This window comes from Microbacterium sp. CGR2 (genome assembly GCF_003626735.1).
Classification (GTDB): Bacteria; Actinomycetota; Actinomycetes; order Actinomycetales; family Microbacteriaceae; genus Microbacterium.
Genome location: NZ_RBHX01000001.1, coordinates 131,875 through 150,537, shown reverse-complemented (window position 1 = coordinate 150,537; position 18,663 = coordinate 131,875). Strand labels below are relative to the sequence as shown.

17 protein-coding genes and 1 tRNA gene are annotated in these 18,663 nt (G+C 67.5%); 13 read left to right on the top strand and 5 right to left on the bottom strand.

Annotated features, from left to right (window positions below; translation table 11 throughout):
• Positions 1 to 3 precede the first annotated feature (3 nt).
• From D7252_RS00815 to D7252_RS00800, 4 genes are all read left to right on the top strand, one after another.
• Positions 4 to 1,476: a malate:quinone oxidoreductase gene (locus D7252_RS00815; protein WP_120773670.1), complete on the top strand. Its 1,473-nt coding sequence runs from the start codon at positions 4 to 6 to the stop codon at positions 1,474 to 1,476.
• A 9-nt stretch (positions 1,477 to 1,485) separates the two neighbouring features.
• A complete protein-coding gene (locus D7252_RS00810; protein WP_120773669.1) occupies positions 1,486 to 2,139 on the top strand; it encodes a thymidine kinase in 654 nt (217 codons plus the stop codon).
• Positions 2,140 to 2,294: 155 nt separating this feature from the next.
• Positions 2,295 to 2,999, top strand: a complete 705-nt coding sequence (locus D7252_RS00805) for a FadR/GntR family transcriptional regulator (RefSeq protein WP_120773668.1) — start codon at positions 2,295 to 2,297, stop codon at positions 2,997 to 2,999.
• A gap of 32 nt (positions 3,000 to 3,031) precedes the next feature.
• Positions 3,032 to 4,291, top strand: a complete 1,260-nt coding sequence (locus D7252_RS00800; RefSeq protein WP_120773667.1) for an alpha-hydroxy acid oxidase — start codon at positions 3,032 to 3,034, stop codon at positions 4,289 to 4,291.
• Between the two features lie 47 nt (positions 4,292 to 4,338).
• Here the strand turns inward: D7252_RS00800 and D7252_RS00795 are convergent, their stop codons facing one another.
• From D7252_RS00795 to D7252_RS00780, 4 genes are all read right to left on the bottom strand, one after another.
• Positions 4,339 to 5,094, bottom strand: a complete 756-nt coding sequence (locus tag D7252_RS00795) for an HAD-IIB family hydrolase (RefSeq protein ID WP_120773666.1) — start codon at positions 5,092 to 5,094, stop codon at positions 4,339 to 4,341.
• A gap of 97 nt (positions 5,095 to 5,191) precedes the next feature.
• Positions 5,192 to 5,268, bottom strand: a tRNA-Pro gene (locus D7252_RS00790).
• A 57-nt stretch (positions 5,269 to 5,325) separates the two neighbouring features.
• Positions 5,326 to 6,261 carry a metallophosphoesterase gene (locus D7252_RS00785; protein WP_120773665.1) on the bottom strand — a complete coding sequence of 312 codons (936 nt, stop codon included), beginning with the start codon at positions 6,259 to 6,261 and terminating at the stop codon, positions 5,326 to 5,328.
• Positions 6,258 to 8,858 carry a transglycosylase domain-containing protein gene (locus tag D7252_RS00780; protein ID WP_183055125.1) on the bottom strand — a complete coding sequence of 867 codons (2,601 nt, stop codon included), beginning with the start codon at positions 8,856 to 8,858 and terminating at the stop codon, positions 6,258 to 6,260. The genes D7252_RS00785 and D7252_RS00780 overlap by 4 nt, the downstream gene beginning before the upstream one ends.
• A 110-nt stretch (positions 8,859 to 8,968) precedes the next feature.
• Between D7252_RS00780 and D7252_RS00775 the strand changes: the two genes are divergently transcribed.
• Both D7252_RS00775 and D7252_RS00770 read left to right on the top strand, forming a co-directional pair.
• A complete protein-coding gene (locus D7252_RS00775; protein WP_120773664.1) occupies positions 8,969 to 9,193 on the top strand; it encodes a hypothetical protein in 225 nt (74 codons plus the stop codon).
• Positions 9,190 to 9,648 carry a RidA family protein gene (locus D7252_RS00770; RefSeq protein WP_120773663.1) on the top strand — a complete coding sequence of 153 codons (459 nt, stop codon included), beginning with the start codon at positions 9,190 to 9,192 and terminating at the stop codon, positions 9,646 to 9,648. The genes D7252_RS00775 and D7252_RS00770 overlap by 4 nt, the downstream gene beginning before the upstream one ends.
• 62 nt (positions 9,649 to 9,710) lie before the next feature.
• Here the strand turns inward: D7252_RS00770 and acs are convergent, their stop codons facing one another.
• Complete coding sequence (gene acs / locus D7252_RS00765; protein ID WP_120773662.1) at positions 9,711 to 11,678, bottom strand: acetate--CoA ligase; 1,968 nt, start codon at positions 11,676 to 11,678, stop codon at positions 9,711 to 9,713.
• A 386-nt stretch (positions 11,679 to 12,064) separates the two neighbouring features.
• Here acs and D7252_RS00760 point away from each other — a divergent pair, with 386 nt between their 5' ends.
• From D7252_RS00760 to tmk, 7 genes are all read left to right on the top strand, one after another.
• Entirely contained in the window at positions 12,065 to 13,075 is a 1,011-nt protein-coding gene (locus tag D7252_RS00760) for a TadA family conjugal transfer-associated ATPase (RefSeq protein ID WP_120773661.1), read from the top strand.
• The gene (locus tag D7252_RS00755; RefSeq protein ID WP_259461026.1) at positions 13,069 to 13,974 is read left to right on the top strand and encodes a type II secretion system F family protein; all 906 of its coding nucleotides are present in this window, start codon (positions 13,069 to 13,071) and stop codon (positions 13,972 to 13,974) included. The genes D7252_RS00760 and D7252_RS00755 overlap by 7 nt, the downstream gene beginning before the upstream one ends.
• A 58-nt stretch (positions 13,975 to 14,032) precedes the next feature.
• Positions 14,033 to 14,230 carry a DUF4244 domain-containing protein gene (locus D7252_RS00750; RefSeq protein WP_120773660.1) on the top strand — a complete coding sequence of 66 codons (198 nt, stop codon included), beginning with the start codon at positions 14,033 to 14,035 and terminating at the stop codon, positions 14,228 to 14,230.
• A complete protein-coding gene (locus D7252_RS00745) occupies positions 14,230 to 14,694 on the top strand; it encodes a TadE family type IV pilus minor pilin (RefSeq protein ID WP_251050544.1) in 465 nt (154 codons plus the stop codon). Before D7252_RS00750 ends, D7252_RS00745 begins: the two co-directional genes overlap by 1 nt.
• On the top strand, positions 14,694 to 15,023 hold the full coding sequence (locus tag D7252_RS00740) for an Rv3654c family TadE-like protein (RefSeq protein ID WP_120773658.1): 330 nt from the start codon (positions 14,694 to 14,696) through the stop codon (positions 15,021 to 15,023). The genes D7252_RS00745 and D7252_RS00740 overlap by 1 nt, the downstream gene beginning before the upstream one ends.
• A 77-nt stretch (positions 15,024 to 15,100) precedes the next feature.
• The gene (gene topA, locus D7252_RS00735; RefSeq protein WP_120773657.1) at positions 15,101 to 18,028 is read left to right on the top strand and encodes a type I DNA topoisomerase; all 2,928 of its coding nucleotides are present in this window, start codon (positions 15,101 to 15,103) and stop codon (positions 18,026 to 18,028) included.
• The gene (gene tmk / locus D7252_RS00730; RefSeq protein WP_120773656.1) at positions 18,025 to 18,660 is read left to right on the top strand and encodes a dTMP kinase; all 636 of its coding nucleotides are present in this window, start codon (positions 18,025 to 18,027) and stop codon (positions 18,658 to 18,660) included. The genes topA and tmk overlap by 4 nt, the downstream gene beginning before the upstream one ends.
• Positions 18,661 to 18,663 lie beyond the last annotated feature (3 nt).

Here is an 18,663-nt window from a genome sequence, read left to right as displayed (position 1 = left end):
TCGGTGACTGAAAACGTCGATGTCGTCCTGATCGGCGGTGGCATCATGAGCGCCACCCTGGGTACTCTGCTGCATGAATTGCAGCCGGAGTGGAAGATCGTCGCCTTCGAGCGACTGTCTGACGTGGCGCAGGAGAGTTCCAACCCGTGGAACAACGCCGGCACGGGCCACGCCGCGCTCTGCGAGCTCAACTACATGCCGCAGCAGGGCGATGCTCCGCTCGATCCCGCCAAGGCGGTGTCGATCAACGAGCAGTTCCAGCAGAGCCGCCAGTTCTGGTCGTCCCTCGTGGATCGAGGGGTGCTCGACGCGCCGTCGACGTTCATCAACGCGACGCCGCACATGACGTTCGTGCGGGGCGAGAAGGATGTCGCGTACCTGAAGGCCCGCTATGAGGCGCTCAAGGACCAGCCGCTGTTCGCCGGCATCGAGTACAGCGAGGACTCGCGCGTCATCAACCAATGGGCGCCGCTGCTCATGCAGCAGCGACGCAAGGGTGAGCCGTTCGCGGCGACGCGGGTCCCCGCGGGCACCGACGTCGATTTCGGTGCGCTCACCCACCAGCTTTTCAACCACCTCACCTCCTCCGGCGTCAGTCTGCGCAAGAACCAGGAAGTCCGCAGTCTGAAGAAGGAGAAGGATGGCGGGTGGCTGGTCAAGTACCGCACCACGTTGGGGCTGACGCCGAGCGAGATCAAGGCGCGTTTCGTGTTCGTCGGCGCGGGCGGCTGGGCGCTGAAGCTTCTCCAGAGTTCCGGCATCCCCGAGATCAAGGGTTACGGCGTCTTCCCGATCGGTGGCCAGTTCCTGAAGACCACCAACCCCGACGTCGTCGCGCAGCACAAGGCGAAGGTCTACTCGCAGGCGTCCGTGGGCGCTCCGCCGATGTCGGTCCCGCACCTCGACACGCGTGTCGTCGGCGGGGAGGCCTCGCTGATGTTCGGTCCGTTCGCGACCTTCAGCCCGAAGTTCCTCAAGAACGGGTCGATGCTCGACCTCGTGACGCAGGTGCGCACCCACAACCTGTGGCCGATGCTGCGGGTCGCGCTGGCCAATCCCGACCTGATCACGTATCTCGTCGGTGAGTTGCTGAAGAATCACCGCAAGAAGGTCGACAGTCTCCGCACCTTCATGCCGACCGCGAAGGATGAGGACTGGACTCTCATCGACGCCGGACAGCGCGCACAGGTGATGAAGAAGGACCCCAAGAAGGGCGGCGTCCTGCAGTTCGGTACCGAGGTCGTCTCGGCTGCTGACGGATCGATCGCTGGTCTGCTCGGTGCCTCGCCGGGCGCTTCGACGGCCGTGCCCATCATGCTCCAGCTGCTCGAGACCTGCTTCCCGGATGAGTACCCCGGCTGGGAGCCGGAGCTGCGCGCACTGATCCCCACGTTCGGCGAGAAGCTGAACACGGATCCCGCGCTGGCGGCGGAGTCGACGGCTGCCACGGCTGCCGCCCTCGGCATCAACGTCTGACCCGGCACCGTGGCGAAGCTGTACTTCCGCTACGGCGCGATGAACTCCGGCAAGTCGACCTCGCTGCTTCAGGCCGCGTACAACTACGAGGAGCGCGGTCAGCACGTGCTGCTCGCGAAGCCCGCCATCGACACCAAGGGCGCCTCGGAGATCGCGAGCCGCCTCGGCGTCACGCGCGAAGTCGACTTCCTGATCGCACCGGGGGCTGATGCCAGGGCGCTGTTCGCCGAGCATCGTGATCGTGCGCGCCGCTCGGCCGAGGAGGAGCTGATCCCCAGCGGTCCGATCGACGTGGCGTGCCTGCTCATCGACGAGGCCCAGTTCCTCACTCCGGCGCAGATCGACGACCTCTTCCGCATCGCGGTCGAGGACGGCGTCCCGGTGATGGCCTACGGCATCCGCAACGACTTCCTGACCCATGCCTTCCCGGGCTCCGCACGGCTGCTGGCGATCGCCCACTCGTTGGAAGAGCTCAAGACGATCTGCCGCTGCGGACGCAAGGCTGTGTTCAACGGCCGAGTGGTCGGCGGACGGTTCGTCTTCGACGGCGACCAGGTCGCCATCGACGAGGGTGCCGACGGATCGGCGGCCCCGGAGTTGACGACCTACGAGTCGTTGTGCGGCACCTGCTACCTCCAGGAGTCCGGCGGACGCCTGGGCTGACGCTCCCTCGTCGAGCGCGTGCCCCATCGTTCGTTTCGTTGCGCCCGCTCCGCTCGTTGAGCGAGCGCCAGCGAGACGAAACGCTTCACTGCCGCGGATTGCGTGGTCTGATTACTCACGCTACTGTGGTCAGACCACACCGAGAGGGAGCATCGATGCCCGAGACGCAGCCATCGCGCGCCTGGCGCCTCGTGCTCGAGCACATCGAACGCGACCTCCTCCACGCACGGCTCGGACCCGGTGACCGGCTCCCTTCGGAGCGCGAGCTCGCCGCCGACCTCGGTGTCGGTCGCTCCAGCGTCCGCGAGGCCCTTCGGGTCCTCGAGGTCATGGGTTTGATCCGCACCGCGACCGGCTCAGGGCCGCAATCCGGGGCCATCGTGATCGCCACCCCCACCGGTGGCCTCTCCGTGCTCCTGCGCCTTCAGGTGGCCGCGCAGGGCTTCCCGTTGGACGATGTCGTTCAGACGCGTCTGGTGCTCGAAGCCGCGGTCGTGACCGCCCTCGCCGAGGCGGGCGACCGTGACACGACGGAGGCGCACCGCATGCTCGACGCCATGGACCTCGACGGCCTGACCGCGCAGGAGTTCCTGGCTCTGGATGCGCAGCTGCACCTCGCGCTGGCGGAGGCCAGCGGCAACACGGTGATCGCCGCGATGATGGCGGGCCTGCGGTCATCGATCGAGTCCTACGTCCAGTCGGGTGTCGCCGCGATCGGGGAGTGGGACGAGATGGCGAGCACGCTCCGAGCCCAGCACCGCGCGATCGTCGAAGCGATCGACGCCGGAGATGCGGATGCCGCCCGCGCCCTCATGCAGGGTCACATCACCGGCTACTACACGCAGATCCTGCACCCCTGATTTTCCCGACACCACCCACCGAGAGGCACACGATGGTCCAGCGCCAGGTTCCCAACCCCGTAGAACTGCTCGAGCTGATGAAGTTCAAGAAGCCCGAACTCGACGGGAGGAAGCGCCGCCTCGACGCTGCGCTCACAATCGATGACCTGCGCTCGATCGCCAAGCGTCGCACCCCGAAGGCGGCCTTCGATTACACGGACGGCGCCGCTGAAGGCGAGCTCTCGCTCACACGTGCGCGTCAGGCATTCCAGGACGTGGAGTTCCACCCCGGCATCCTGCGCCCTGCCCCCACCGTCGACACCCGTGTCGAGATCCTCGGTGGCCCGTCCGCTCTGCCTTTCGGTATCGCGCCGACCGGCTTCACGCGCCTGATGCAGACCGAGGGCGAAGAGGCCGGAGCCGCGGCCGCTGCCGCCGCCGGCATCCCGTTCACGCTCTCCACTCTCGGCACCACGTCGATCGAGGGCGTGAAGGCGGCGAATCCGCTCGGACGCAACTGGTTCCAGCTGTATGTCATGCGCGATCGTGAGATCTCGTACGAGCTCACCCGGCGCGCGGCGGCTGCAGGTTTCGACACTCTGCAGTTCACCGTCGACACTCCCGTGGCCGGGGCTCGGCTCCGCGACAAGCGCAACGGCTTCAGCATCCCGCCGCAGCTCACGCTCGGCACGATCATCAACGCGATCCCGCGGCCGTGGTGGTGGTACGACTTCCTCACCACTCCGAAGCTCGAGTTCGCGTCGCTGAGCACCACCGGTGGAACGGTCGGGGAGCTGTTGGATGCCGCGATGGATCCGACCATCAGTTACGACGACCTGGCTGTGATCCGTGACCTGTGGCCCGGCAAGATCGTGATCAAGGGTGTGCAGAACGTCGAGGATTCGGTCCGGCTGCGCGACGAGGGCGTCGACGGCATCGTGCTGTCCAACCACGGCGGCCGCCAGCTTGATCGCGCACCGATTCCGTTCCACCTGCTGCCCGAGGTTCGCAAGGCCGTCGGCGACGACTTCACCGTGATGATCGACACGGGCATCATGAACGGGGCCGACATCGTCGCATCCGTCGCCCTCGGTGCGGACTTCACCCTCATCGGCCGCGCGTACCTCTACGGCCTGATGGCCGGCGGTCGACAGGGGGTCGATCGCACCATCGCGATTCTGCGGTCGGAGATCGAGCGCACCATGCGCCTGCTCGGAGTCTCTTCGCTGGCGGAACTCGAGCCGGGGCATGTGACGCAGCTCACCCGCTTGGTGCCGGTGTCGCGAGCGGCCGCAGAAGCCGTCGTACGCTGACGATCCGCAGGACCAGGGCCGAAGCCCGGTTCTGGTCCTGCGCGGCGTCAGAGCGTCTTCAGCAGGGCATCGAGCTTGTCGGCGGTGTCTTCCCAGCCCTCGACGGCCACCGACGGCACTCCCAGTGCGAGGACCGGATAGTCGTTGCCGCCCTCATCGAGACGATCGCCGTAGAAGAGCATTGCGGTGAGGGGGATGCCGGTGTGCTCGGCGAGCTGTCGCATGCCGAAGGCCTTGTCGATGCCGGCCTTCGTGATGTCGATGGAGGTAGAGCCGCCGGAGCGCACCTCGAGTCCGGGGAGGCGGGCGCCGACCGCTTCGCGTAGCGCTTCGCGCTTGGCGCCGGTCGGGTCCCACGTGTGCTTCGCGTCGCGGGGCGCGCGCTGGCCGAGAGCCGAGAAGGTGATCTGCGAGCCGCGGTCTTCGAGGATGTCTCCCCAGGGCTCTGCTTCCCAGTGGCCGAGCCGCTCGGCTTCTTCGCGCAGAGCCGTCATCGCGGAGGTCTTCTCTGCGTCGCTCAGGTCGTGCGCGTAGACGGGCAGGAAGTCGGCGCCGTCGTGCCGGAGGTACCGTGTGCCGCAGGTCGGCAGAAGGTGCAGGCGTGCGAGGTAGGCGGCATCCGCATCGGCGAGCCGGGAGATCACCTGTGAACGGAACTGCGCCTCGTTGCCGCCGGAGATGATGGCGACGTCCACCGTCCGCAGCAGAGCACGCAACAGATCGGCGATGCGGTCGTCGATCACGCCTTTGGAGGGGGCGAGCGTGTCGTCGAGGTCGAAGGCGACGAGGGCGGGTGAAGTCATGGTGTCTTCCAGCCTAGGAGATGGGGCGGACGCCGAGGCATCGTGCCAACAGCACAGACAGAGAAGGCCGCCCCGAGGGGCGGCCTTCGCGTGTCACTGGTCGGGGTGACAGGATTTGAACCTGCGACCTCTTCGTCCCGAACGAAGCGCGCTACCAAGCTGCGCCACACCCCGTTTTGCAACCCTCCGAGTCTACAGGGAAAACCCCGGCGTGCCGAATCGGGCCGGACCTCAACCGCGCGCGGTCAAGGTCAACAGCGTCGCCTCGGGGCGGCAGGCGAAGCGGACCGGCGCATAGATCGAGTGACCGCAGCCGGCGCTGACGTTCAACGGCACGGTACGGCCTTCGTGCGACCACGTGCTCAGCCCCTTGGCCTGCTTCAGTGGGATGTCGCAGTTCGCCACGAGTGTGCCGTATCCGGGCAGGCAGACCTGGCCTCCGTGGGTGTGTCCGCCGAAGATCGCGTCGGCCCCCAGGTCGGTGAAGCGGTTCAGCACACGCTGGTACGGGGCGTGGGTGACGCCGAGCAGGGGAGTGGTGGCATCTCTCGTGCCGAGCGCGTCGATGGCGGCAGGGAGAACGTCGAGGCGATCCCAGTCGCGGTGGGCGTCGCTCACACCGAACACGTCGATGGCGGTACCGTCGACGGTTAGACGGGCGGCCGAGTTGTTGAGATCAGTCCAGCCGAGGTCGTCGGTGAAGTACCGGTTCATCGCGTCGGTGTCGAGCATCTCCGGCTCGCGCTTCGTCTTCGACGGCCCGAGGAAATACCGCAGCGGGTTGCGGGGAGTCGGAGCGACGACGTCGTTCGAGCCGTGGACGAAGACCCCGGGAATCCCGGCGAAAGCGTCGAACGCGCGGCGGATGCCGTCGAGTCCTTCACGGTGCCCGAGATTGTCCCCGGTGTTGACGATGAGATCAGGTTCCAGGTCTGCGAGCGATGCGAGCCAGTCCTGCTTCCGGTGCTGCCAGGGTGCCATGTGCGCGTCCGAGACGTGCAGGACACGGATGGGCCGGAATCCCGGCGGCAGAGCGGATGCTGTCGCCTCACGCACCGTGAAGAGGTAGCGCTCGATGCCGATGCCCCAGACCGCCGCCGCAACACCAGCGGCCCCCACCGCGCCGAGCGCGATGAGGGCCGGGTGTGCGGACCGACTGGCGGTCAACAGGCCACCGTGATCTTCTTCGACTTGTTCGCGGGTTCGCCAGCGGCCGGGCTCGTGGCGGTCGCCTTCGCCTTCGCCGCGTTGCAGTTGCTGGCGAAGTCGACGGCAGTGAAGCCCGCGCCCGTGAGCGCCGCCGCCGCCGCCGTCGGAGACTGTCCCTTCACGTCCGGGACAGTTGCGCCCTGCCCGTTGCTGACAGCGATCGTGACCGTCGCCCCACCGGAGGCCTGACCCGAGGGGTCTTGCGTGACGACGATGTTCGTCGCCTTGGCGCTGTCGACAGGAGCGCCGACGCCCACATCGAATCCGGCGCCGCGGAGGGTGTTCGTCGCCTCGTCGATCGTCATGCCGACCACGTCCGGCACGTTCACCATCACCTGGCGGCTCAGGTTGTTGTCCGGCTGCGGGAAGGCGTCTCCGCCGTATGCGGCATTCGCCGCACGCTGCGTCTCGCGCGCCAGCGGGTAGCGCATCTCGTTGAGCTTGTGGTTGCCGGCCCAGACGTTGAAGACGTTCTCCTCGCCCTTCCAGCGTCCGGCCCACACCGCGGTGGCGACCTTCGTGCTCGATTCGATCATCATGGTCGACCACTCGTTGTGCGTACCGGTCTTGCCGATCAACGGGGTGCCGTCTCCGGGATTGGCGATGGATCCGGTCCCGCCGCCCGACATGACGGACTGAAGGGCGAACGCCGCGGTGGCCGCGACCTCCTTGGAGATCACACCCTCCGTGCACGACGACTTCGGAAGCGGATGCTCGTTGCCCTCGGCGTCGATGACACGGTCGATCGCGCGCGGGGTGCAGTAGGTGCCGCCGCTTGCCACTGTCGCGTAGGCGTTGGCCATCGCCAGCGGGGAGATGTTCTTCGAGCCGAGAACGTCGAAGGGGACGTTCCCTCTTCTGTCTTCGCCCTTTTCATAGACGGTCTGCGCGTCTGTGTAGACCTTCTTGCCGTTCGCCAGGGTCACGCCCATGCGATCGGCGACCTTGTTGATGTCGCAGAGGTCGAGCTTCGACGCCATCGCGAAGTATCCGCTGTTGAGCGACTGCGCGGTGAACGTCATGACGGAGCCCGTGTACCCCCGGCTTCCGCCGAAGTTACCGATCTCGCGCGTGTTCGCCGTCGGCGACGACCCGTTGCAGGAGTCCTGGAACGTCATGTTCTCCTGCACGCCGCCGTTGAGCACCTCACGGACGGAATGACCCTTCTCGAGCCAGTCGATGAGTGTGAAGAGCTTGTAGGTCGATCCGACCTGGACTCCACCGGATTTGCCGTTCTTCTGGTCTCCCGCGAACACGAGCGACGTGTAGGCCTGGTCGTCTCCGGGTGTCTCACGGAAATGCGTGTTCTGCGTCAGCGAGAGGATGCGTCCGGTGCCGACTTCGATGGAGGTGCCGGCGGCGCCGAAGTACTTGTTGTCGAAGTTCGCAGGAACGACCTCCTGCATCGTCCGCGAAGCGGTGTTCTGGATGTTGAAGTCCAGCGTCGTGTAGATCTTGAGTCCGCCACGGCGGAGCAGGTCTCGGCGATCCTGATCCGTCTCACCGAAGGCCTCGTCGTTCTCGATGATCGACTTCACGTACTGGCAGAAGTAGGCGTTGGGGCCCGCAGCCGCGCAACCCTGAGTGGGCACGGTGATTGCGGGGACGATGTCGGAGGCGTCCGCCTCGTCGTACTGCGCCTGTGTGATCTTGCCGTCGGCGAGCATACGACCGAGCACATAGTGGCGGCGGTCCTTGGTGCTGGCGTACCCGTCGGCCTCGCTGTTGTGGGCGACACCGTCAGCGTCCGTCCACGAGCCGTCCTTCTTGTCGATCCGGTAGGTGTTCGGGTTCTGCACGATGCCGGCGAGGGTCGCGGCCTGAGCCAGCGTCAGCTTGGCGGCCGAGGTCGAGAAGTAGTAGCGCGAGGCGGCCTCGATGCCGTAGACCGTGCCGCCGAAGTTGGCGATGTTCAGGTACCCGAGCAGGATGTCGTTCTTGGAGTAGTCCTTCTCGATCTGGATCGCGTAGCGCATCTCCTGCAGCTTGCGCTCGATGCCGTCGACACCGGTCGCCTCGGTGGCTGCTTCCCAGCACTGGCGGAGTTCCTCGGAGTACGTCTCCGACGCGGTGTCGACCTCTTGCTCGCACTCCTGGATGCGCACGTTCTTGACGAACTGCTGACTGATGGTCGACGCTCCGCGGCTGGACGTCCCCTGCACGTTGTCGACGAGAGCCTTGACGGTGGCCCCGACATTCACGCCGCCGTGGCTGTAGAAGCTCTTGTCCTCACTGGACAGCACTGCATCGTAGAGAAGCGGGGACACCTTGTCGTAGGTGACCGGTACCCGGTTCTGCTCATAGAACGAGGCCAGCACCTTGTCGCTGCCGTCGGTGTTCTTGGCGTAGAGCGTGGACTGCTCCATCGGCTTGTCCACTTTCAGCACCTCGGGCAGCTCTTCGAACAGCGTGAGGGCCTTGGTGCCGGCGAGGCCCGTCATGGCGAGTACCGGGGTGACGCTGGCGGTCACCAGGAGTCCGGCGACGACGCTCAGGCCGACGAGGCCGAGGAGCCCGCCGAGCACGCCGTTCACCGTGCGATTCTTTTGAGGCATACGCTTGATCGTAGGGGAGTTCCCTGAATACCACCTTTGACGAGCCGGCACCATCTGAAGGGCGTTCGAGCCCCGCAGCCCGGTGTCGCGCCCGAATCGACAGGAGTGCCATGACCACGTGGGAGTACCTCACCACCCCGCTGCTGATCCACAACACCGCAGCCATTCTCAACAACTGGGGCAAGCAGGGCTGGGAGCTGGTCCAGGTCGTGCAGGGACCCGAGGGTGGCCTTGTCGCTTACCTGAAGCGTCCGGTGACGACGGATTCCTCCGCGAACTCGGGCCTCGCAGCCGCCGCCGAAGCAGCGCGCCAGTTCGAGGGAGGGGCCGCGTGACCGTCGCCGCGCGCCTCGCCGAACTCGGCATCGTGCTCCCCGCGGTCGCCGCCCCGGTGGCCGCGTATGTTCCCGCCGTGGTGCACGACGGGTTGGTCTACACCTCCGGGCAGTTGCCCTTCGTCGCCGGTGCGCTGCCTGCCACCGGCAAGGTCGGTGCGGACGTCACAGCGGAAGACGCGAAGACGTACGCGCGCACGTGCGCGCTCAATGCTCTCGCCGCGGCCGCGGATGCCGCGGGCGGCGTCGACCGGATCGCCGGTGTGCTGCGGCTCGGCGGCTTCGTCGCCTCCGTTCCCGAGTTCTCCGGACAACCCGGAGTCATCAACGGAGCCAGCGACGTGCTCGGCGAGATCTTCGGTGAAGCCGGCCGCCATGCGCGTGCGGCCGTCGGTGTGCCGGTGCTCCCGCTCGACAGCCCCGTCGAGGTCGAGGTCACGTTCATCCTCGCTTGACAGCTCCGCCAGACGAAACGCCCCACGTTCCTCGGAACGTGGGGCGTTTCGTCTCACGGGTGCTACTTCACCTGTGCCGAGATGATGCTCATCACCGCGGTGTCTGCGAGCGTCGTGGTGTCACCGACCTCGCGGCCCTCGGCGACATCGCGCAGCAGTCGGCGCATGATCTTGCCCGACCGGGTCTTCGGCAGCTCTCCGACGATGTAGACGTCGCGAGGGCGCGCGATCGCCCCGATCTGCTCGCCGACCCAGAGGCGCAGCTGCTGGGCCAGGCCGGCCGGGTCGTGCTCGGCGAGATAGCTCTCCTTGATGATCACGAAGGCGACGACCGCTTGTCCCGTGGTCTCATCCGACGCGCCGACGACAGCTGCCTCGGCGGTCGCTTCGTGCGCGACCAGCGAGGATTCGATCTCGGCCGTGGAGAGGCGATGGCCCGACACGTTCATCACGTCGTCCACGCGTCCGAGCAACCAGAGGTCGCCGTCTTCATCGAGCCGGGCGCCGTCGCCGGCGAAGTAGTAGCCCTGCTCTTCGAACTTCTCCCAGTAGGTCTCGCGGTAGCGCTCCGGGTCTCCCCAGATTCCGCGGAGCATGCTCGGCCACGGCTCGGTGACGACGAGGAGCCCGCCGTTGCCGTGGCCGACCTCGGCGCCCTTCTCATCGACGACGTCGATGGAGATTCCGGGCAGCGGTACCTGTGCAGAGCCGGGCTTGGTCGCCGTGACGCCGGGGAGAGCGGAGACCATGATCGCGCCGGTCTCGGTCTGCCACCAGGTGTCGACGATCGGCGTCTTGTTCGCGCCGATGATCTCCCGGTACCACATCCACGCCTCGGGGTTGATGGGCTCGCCCACCGAGCCGAGCAGGCGCAGCGACGAGAGATCGAACTTCGCGGGCACGCTGCGACCGATCTTCATGAACGAGCGGATCGCGGTCGGTGCGGTGTAGAAGATCGACACCTTGTACTTCTCGATGATCTCCCACCAGCGGCCCGGATGCGGAGTATCCGGAGTGCCTTCGTACAGCACCTGCGTGGCGCCGTTCGCGAGCGGGCCGTACGCGACGTACGAATGACCGGTCACCCAGCCGATGTCCGCCGTGCACCAGTAGACGTCGCTCTCGGGCTTCAGATCGAAGACGTACTTGTGCGAGTACGCCGCCTGGGTGAGGTATCCGCCGGACGTGTGCAGGATGCCCTTCGGCTTACCCGTAGTCCCCGAGGTGTAGAGGATGTAGAGCGGGTTCTCGGCAGGGAAGGCCTGCGCCACGTGCTCGGCGGATGCCGCGGGCACCGCCTCGTGCCACCAGACGTCGCGCCCCTCGACCCAGTCCACGTCGTTGCCGCCCCGCTTGACCACCAGAACCCGCTCGACCGTCTGCTGCTCGCCTTCGCCGCGGTCGCCGAGCGCCTGATCGACAGCCGGCTTCAGGGCCGAGACGCGTCCCTTGCGGTATCCGCCGTCGGCCGTGATGACGACCTTCGCCCCGGCGTCGTCGATGCGCGCGCGCAGGCTGTCGGCGCTGAACCCGCCGAAGACGACCGAGTGGATGGCGCCCAGGCGCGCGACCGCGAGCATCGATGCGATCGCCTCCGGGATCATCGGCAGGTAGATCGCGACCCGGTCGCCCTGGCTGATGCCGAAGTCCGACAACACGTTGGCGACGCGCTTCACCTCTTCGGTGAGCTCTGCGTAGGTGATGCTGCGCGCATCGCCCGGCTCGCCCTCCCAGTGCAGGGCGACGCGGTCGCCGTTGCCTTCTTCGACATGACGATCGAGACAGTTGTAGGCGACGTTGAGCTCACCGTCGTCGAACCACTTCGCGAATGGCGGATTCGTCCAGTCGAGGACGCGTGTGAAGGGCTTGTGCCAGTGCAGCAGGTCGCGGGACTGCTGTCCCCAGAAAGCCTCGCGGTCGGACGCTGCGCTCTCGTACAGCTCCGGAGACGACACCGACTGCGCGGCGAATTCCTCGGATGGCGGGAACTTCCGGGTCTCGTCGAGAAGGTGGTCGATCTGACTGCTCATCGGCAGGCGCTCCTTTGCGGCGTCACGGGTCGAGCGGCCGCGTCGGGGCGCGACCATGTGAGGGCGAATCTATCCCCGGGCACCGGCGCCGCCTACCGCCGAAAGTCGGTACTGCGGCGGGTTTTGTCAGGACGCCTGCCTTGCGTACACTCGACGACAGCCGAATTCTGATTCTGGCTTTGGTGCGCCCGTTTCCCCCGAACGCGCGCGCTCCGGGCGGCACTTCATTCCCCCCATGAGGTGTCGCCCTCTCGTGTGAGAGCGCTCCCTCTCGCAGCCGGGTATGCGTACTCCACCACCGATGAATGCGTGGGCTTGTGCACAGCGCTCGGCCGTCGACCGGTGTCCGCCGCTGTGACGAGGACGGCGGCGTCTAGCGTCCCTGTATGCCCGATTCGTTCGTCATCCAACCGCGGAACAGCAGCTCCACGGCACCGCCGATGTCCGCCACCGGCGAGCCCCTGCGCATGGACCCGGCCTTCGGTGCCCTGGCGGAGCACTGTGCAGATGAAGCCGTCACCGACGTGTTCGTCAACGGTGCGTGCGGCCTGTTCGTCGACCGCGGGAGTGGAGCGGAGGCGATCTCTGCGTGGCGCGCCTCGGAGCGCGAGGTCCGCGACCTTGCCGTGGCACTGGTCGGACTCGGTGGGCGCCATCTCGACGACCAGGCACCGTGCGTCGATGTCAGGCTCGACTCCGGCATCCGGGTGCATGCCGTCCTGGCGCCGGTGGCGACGACAGGCACCGCACTGTCGATCCGCATCCCTCGGGTGCGCGCGGCCGATCTCGAGGCTCTGGCGGCACTCGGATCCTTCGATGCGAGACAGCAGAGCTGGCTGATGGGGTTGGTCGCCGACCGTGCGAACATCCTGATCACCGGAGGCACCGGAACCGGTAAGACCACCCTGCTGTCGGCTCTCCTCTCTGAGGTGCCGGCCGCCGAGCGCATCGTCACGATCGAAGATGTGGCTGAGCTTCGTCCTCGTCACCCGCATCACGTCGCTCTCGAAGCGCGACAGGCGAATCTCGAGGGCGCGGGCGGCATCAGCCTCGCGCGGCTGGTGCGCGAGTCGCTGCGAATGCGCCCTGACCGCCTCGTGGTGGGGGAGTGTCGAGGAGAAGAGATCCGCGAACTGCTCACTGCGCTCAACACGGGGCACGACGGCGGCGCGGGCACTCTGCATGCCAGCGGCCTTCGCGACGTGCCCGCTCGCCTCGAGGCACTCGGAGCACTCGCCGACATGGATGCCGTCGCCCTCGCCCGGCAGGCGGTCAGTGCCTTCACGATCGTGCTTCATCTCGAGCGGGCGCCCGACGGGACCCGCCGCATCGCCCAGGTCGGACGCTTCACCGTCACGCGTGACCGCCTCGACATCGAAGAGGTCAACCCGTGGTGACGTCGTTGCGTCGAGGGGTCGACGCGGGGCAGCACGGGGGAGCGGATGCCGCCACCTCGGTGCAGACCCTGGCGGTGCTGTTGCAGGCGGGTGCCGTGCCGCTCGTGGCGTGGCACCACCTCGCGGGCACCGGTGACACACACGCGTCAGCGATCGTCAGTCGTGTCGAGTCCGGCACTCCGCTGGTCAGCGCCATCGAGGCCGAGGGAGGGGCATGGGCGGATCTGGCCGCCGCCTGGGAGGTGGCGACGACGGTCGGTGCGCCGCTCGCCGAGGTGCTGCGCATGATCGCGGAGACGCTGCGCGACGCGGCATCGGCGGCGGATGACGTGCGCATCGCCCTCGCGGAACCCGCGGGCACCGCCCGGCTGCTGCTGTGGATGCCGTTCGCCGGTCTCCTCCTCGGGTTCGCGCTCGGTTTCGACACGATCGGAGTGATCGTCGGAAATCCGCTCGGTGCCGCATGCGTGATCGCCGGACTGCTGCTCGTGCTGGCGGCTCGGTTCTGGACGCGACGACTTCTTCGCCGGGCGGCCCCGGCACCGGGCACCCCCGGGATGCGGGCGGAGCTGGTCGCGGTCGCGCTCTCAGGCGGAGCGTCCATCGACCGGGCGCTGCGGCTGGTGGCGGACAGTTCGGCATCCGGGGCAGATCAAGAGGAGCGCATCCGCACCGTCCTCGACCTCTCGCGGGCGGCCGGTGTGCCCGCCGGCGAACTGCTTCGCGCCTCGGCGGCGCAGGATCGTCACGCGTCACGCATCCAGGGGCGCATTCGCGCAGCCAAGCTCTCGACCCGGTTGCTCGTCCCCCTCGGCGTCTGCACACTTCCGGCTTTCCTCCTCCTCGGGGTCGCTCCGCTCCTGCTGAGCGTTCTCCGTTCGACGCCCCTTCCTCTATGACCACTCCCGCATCACCCTCCACCGGATGCGACGCATCCTCAGAGAAAGAAGGAACACCATGAACACCATTCCCACGCTGACCTCTCATCGCGCGGCGACACTCTTCGGAGACGACACCGGAGCAGCGACCGCTGAGTACGCGATCACGACGATGGCCGCCGTGGCCTTCGCCGGCCTCCTCGTCGTCATCATGCGGTCCGACGAAGTGCGCGGCATCCTGACCGACCTGGTCCGCCGGGCGCTGACGGTGGCGTGATGCTCGCGACTCGGGCCCCTCTCGCGGTATGCGCGGTACGCCGGGATGGCGCGAGTTCAGGCAGCCCGCCTCGCCGCACTCCCGCGGCCGGAGCGTCTCGCCGGATTCCCGGGTCGATCACACGGGTGCGCTTCGGCGGCGATCGAGGATCGGTCGCCGCCGAACTCGCCCTCGCGCTCCCGGCGGTCGTGCTCGTCATCGTGCTCGGGGTGAGTGCCCTCGGGGCGGCGTCTCGCCAGGTGGCACTCCAAGACGCCTCGGCCGACGCCGCTCGCCTCCTCGGACGCGGCGAGTCGTCCGGCGCGGCCGCCGGTGTGGTCAGTCGGGCGGTTCCCGGAGCCGCCGCCGCGTCATCCCGCGCCGGCGACCTCGTCTGCGTGACGGCGTCCGTCGATGTGTCCATCGGTGCCGTCATCACTGTTCCCCTTCACGCGTCGAGCTGTGCACTCGACGGAGGACGCTGATGGCCGGCTCAGCGCTCGCGGCGGGAATCCTCAGCGTCGCCGCCGTTCTATCGATCGGGCTCGCCGCGGTCGGTGGGGCGGCCGTCACCTCACAGCGTGTCGCCGGCGCCGCGGATGCCGCGGCGCTCGCTGCCGCCGACGCGGCGAGCGGTGCCGTGCCGTCTCCGGAAGAGCCGTGCGCGCTCGCCGCGCGGGTCGCGAGCGCCGGCGGGGCAGCCCTCACCGGGTGCACGATCCAGGGCTTCGTGGCGACCGTGGAGGTGCAGGCGGCGTACGCTGGACTCGCTGCCGTCTCCCACGCCCGTGCCGGGCCACCCGAGGGTCAATGACGGCTGCGCTACCTCGCTCACTGTGAACGACCCCACACAGTGGTGTGTATGGTGTGCTTCGAAGAAAGGACGCACCCTTGGCTGAAGGCAAGAAGCTCGTCATCGTCGAGTCCCCGACGAAGATGCGGTCTATTCAGGGATACCTCGGCGACGGCTACGAGGTGCTCAGCTCCGTCGGCCACATTCGCGACCTCGCTGACAAGAAGGACATTCCCGCCGCCGACAAGGACGCCTACGGGAAGTACTCGATCGACATCGAAAACGGGTTCGACCCGTACTACGTCGTCTCCGATCGGAAGACCAAGACGGTCGCCGAACTCAAGCGCGCGTTGAAGACCGCAGACGAGCTTCTGCTCGCCACTGATGAGGACCGCGAAGGAGAGGCGATCGCCTGGCACCTGCTGGAGACCCTCAAGCCCAAGGTTCCCGTCAAGCGGATGGTCTTCCACGAGATCACCAAGGATGCGATCCAGGCCGCGATCGGCAATACTCGCGAACTCGACCACGATCTGGTCGACGCGCAGGAGACCCGTCGTATTCTCGACCGCCTCTATGGCTGGGATGTCTCCCCGGTGCTCTGGTACAAGGTCAAGACGGGCATCTCGGCAGGGCGCGTGCAGTCCGCCGCCACCCGCCTGATCGTCGACCGCGAGCGTGAGCGCATGGCCTTCGTCTCGGCCGAGTACTGGGATGTCGATGCAGCGGCGGCCGCGGCGCAGACGTCCTTCAAGATCCGTCTGGTCCGCGTCGACGGCGGTCAGCTCGCCCGCGGCACCGACTTCGACGACGCCGGAAAGCTCAAGAAGGCCGTCGTCATTCTCGCCGAGGCCGAGGCCGCAGCCCTGGCTCAGGCCATCGATGCCGTCGGAGCGGGGACGGTCACCAAGGTCGAGGCCAAGCCCGGCACCCGCAGCCCGTACGCGCCCTTCACCACCTCCACGATGCAGCAGGAAGCGGGGCGCAAGCTCTCGATGGGGGCGAAGCAGGCGATGGGGGTCGCGCAGCGCCTCTATGAGAAGGGGTACATCACCTATATGCGAACGGACTCCACGGCGCTGAGCACCCAAGCGGTGCAGGCAGCCCGGAGTCAGGCTGTCGCCCTCTACGGCGACGCCGCAGTGCCACTGAAGCCGCGCGTGTACAAGTCCAAGAGCAAGAACGCTCAGGAGGCCCACGAGGCGATCCGCCCCTCCGGCGAGAACTTCCGCACGCCGGCGTCGCTGTCGAAAGAGCTCGACCGCGACGAGCAGCGTCTCTACGACCTCATCTGGAAGCGCACCGTCGCCAGCCAGATGGCCGACGCGAAGTACGAGACCACGACGGTCACCATCGCCGTCGACACCTCCGCGGAACTCCAGGGAACGGGCGCTGCTCAGCTCGCCGAGTTCACGGCATCCGGCACCGTCTACACCTTCAAGGGTTTCCTCGAAGCGTATGAAGAAGGCCGTGACGAGAAGCGCGGCGACGCGGATGCCGCGGAGAACCAGTCGCTTCCGGCCGTGACGGTGGGCGACCAGCTCGCCGTGTCGGATGCCGAGGCCAAGGGGCACCGCACGACCCCCAAGCCCCGCTACACCGAAGCATCGCTCGTCAAGGTGCTGGAGGAGAAGGGGATCGGGCGACCGTCCACCTTCGCATCGATCCCGGAGACGATCCTCGACCGCGGCTACGCCGTCAAGCGTGGTCAGGCTCTCGTTCCCACCTGGCTCGCCTTCAGTGTCGTGCGGCTCCTCGAAGAGCACTTCGGTGCCCTCGTCGACTATGACTTCACGGCCGCACTCGAAGACGACCTCGACACCATCGCCCGTGGCGAGCAGAACCGCGTCGAGTGGCTCAAATCGTTCTACTTCGGTTCGGACTCCCGCGAGGGACTGCGTCAGGTGGTCGACAACCTCGGGGAGATCGATGCTCGGGCTCTGAACTCGACCCCCATCACCGACACGGCCACGCTCCGCTTCGGCAAGTACGGTCCCTACCTCGAGGTCGCCGATCCGGAGAACCCCGACGCCAAGCCGCGTATCGTCAACGTCCCCGAAGACCTCGCACCCGACGAGCTCACCCCGGCGAAAGCGCAGGAGCTCATCGATGCCCCCGTGGCCGGCGACCGGGTGCTCGGCGAGAACCCGGAGAACGGCAAGATCGTCGTCGTCAAGGACGGCAGGTTCGGCCCCTACGTCCAGGAGAACGACCCGGTGTCGGACGACGCCGCGGTCGACGAGACGACCGGAGAAGTGGTCGAAGCGCCCAAGCCGAAGCGCGGAACGAAGAAAGCCGCGGCGCCCAAGCCCCGCACCGCCTCCCTGTTCCGATCCATGTCTGTCGACACGATCGAGCTCGACACCGCGTTGCAGCTGCTGAGCCTGCCGCGCGTCGTCGGCGCCGACCCGGAATCCGGCGAGGAGATCACCGCGCAGAACGGAAGGTTCGGACCCTATCTGAAGAAGGGGACCGACTCCCGATCGCTGGAGAGCGAATCGCAGATCTTCGACGTCACCCTCGAGCAGGCTCTCGAGATCTACGCGCAGCCGAAGTACGGTGCCCGCCGTGCATCCAGTGCGCTCGCGGAGTTCGACGCCGACCCGGTCAGCGGCAAGCCGATCCGTATTCGCGACGGACGCTTCGGCGCCTACGTGACCGACGGTGAGACGAACGTGACGATCCCGCGCGGTCAGACGGTGGAAGACATCACGTTCGAAGTCGCCGTGGAGATGCTCGCCGACAAGCGCGCCAAGGGGCCCGCCCCGAAGCGCGGAGCGCGATCGAGCGCTGCAAAGAAGGCCCCTGCAAAGAAGGCCCCTGCCAAGACGGCCGCGAAGAAGACGGCCGCGAAGAAGACGGCGACCAAAAAGGCGCCGGCCAAGGCGTCGGTGACGAAGACGACGGCGACGAAGGCGGCGAAGTCCGACACCGCGACGTCGGCAGCGCGGTCGGCCGCAGCGAAGAAGGCGGCGGCGACGCGGGCGGCGAATGCGGCTGCGAAGGCGGCGACCAAGGCGAACTCGTGACCTCACGTGCGGGGGTGTGGATCACGCTCGAAGGCGGCGACGGCTCGGGGAAGACCACGCAGTCCGACCTGCTCGCCACCTGGCTCACGGATGCCGGCCACACGGTGGTCCGCACCCGCGAGCCCGGCGGGTCGGAGGTCGGACAGTTGATCCGTGACATCGTGCTGCACCATCGCGGCGACATCGCGCCCCGCGCCGAGGCGCTGCTGTACGCAGCCGACCGCGCGCACCACGTCGCCACCGTCGTCCGGCCGGCCCTCGACCGCGGCGACCTCGTGCTTCAGGACCGCTACCTCGACTCCTCGATCGCCTATCAGGGAGCCGGTCGCATCCTCGATGCGAGCGAGATCCGCGATCTGTCGCTGTGGGCGGTGGAGGGGGCTCTTCCAGACCTCACGATCCTGCTCGACCTCGACCCGGATGCGGCTCGCGTGAGGCTCGACTCGGCCGACAAGCCCTTCGACCGTCTGGAGGCGGAGCGTGCCGAATTCCACGGCCGCGTTCGTGACGGCTACCTGGCGCTCGCCGCGGCAGAACCGGAGCGCTTCCTGGTGGTCGACGCCTCGGCATCCGTCGGCGAGATCGCTGACGAGATCCGCGCCCGCGTTGCCGAGCTGATCGCCGCCCGCTGACCC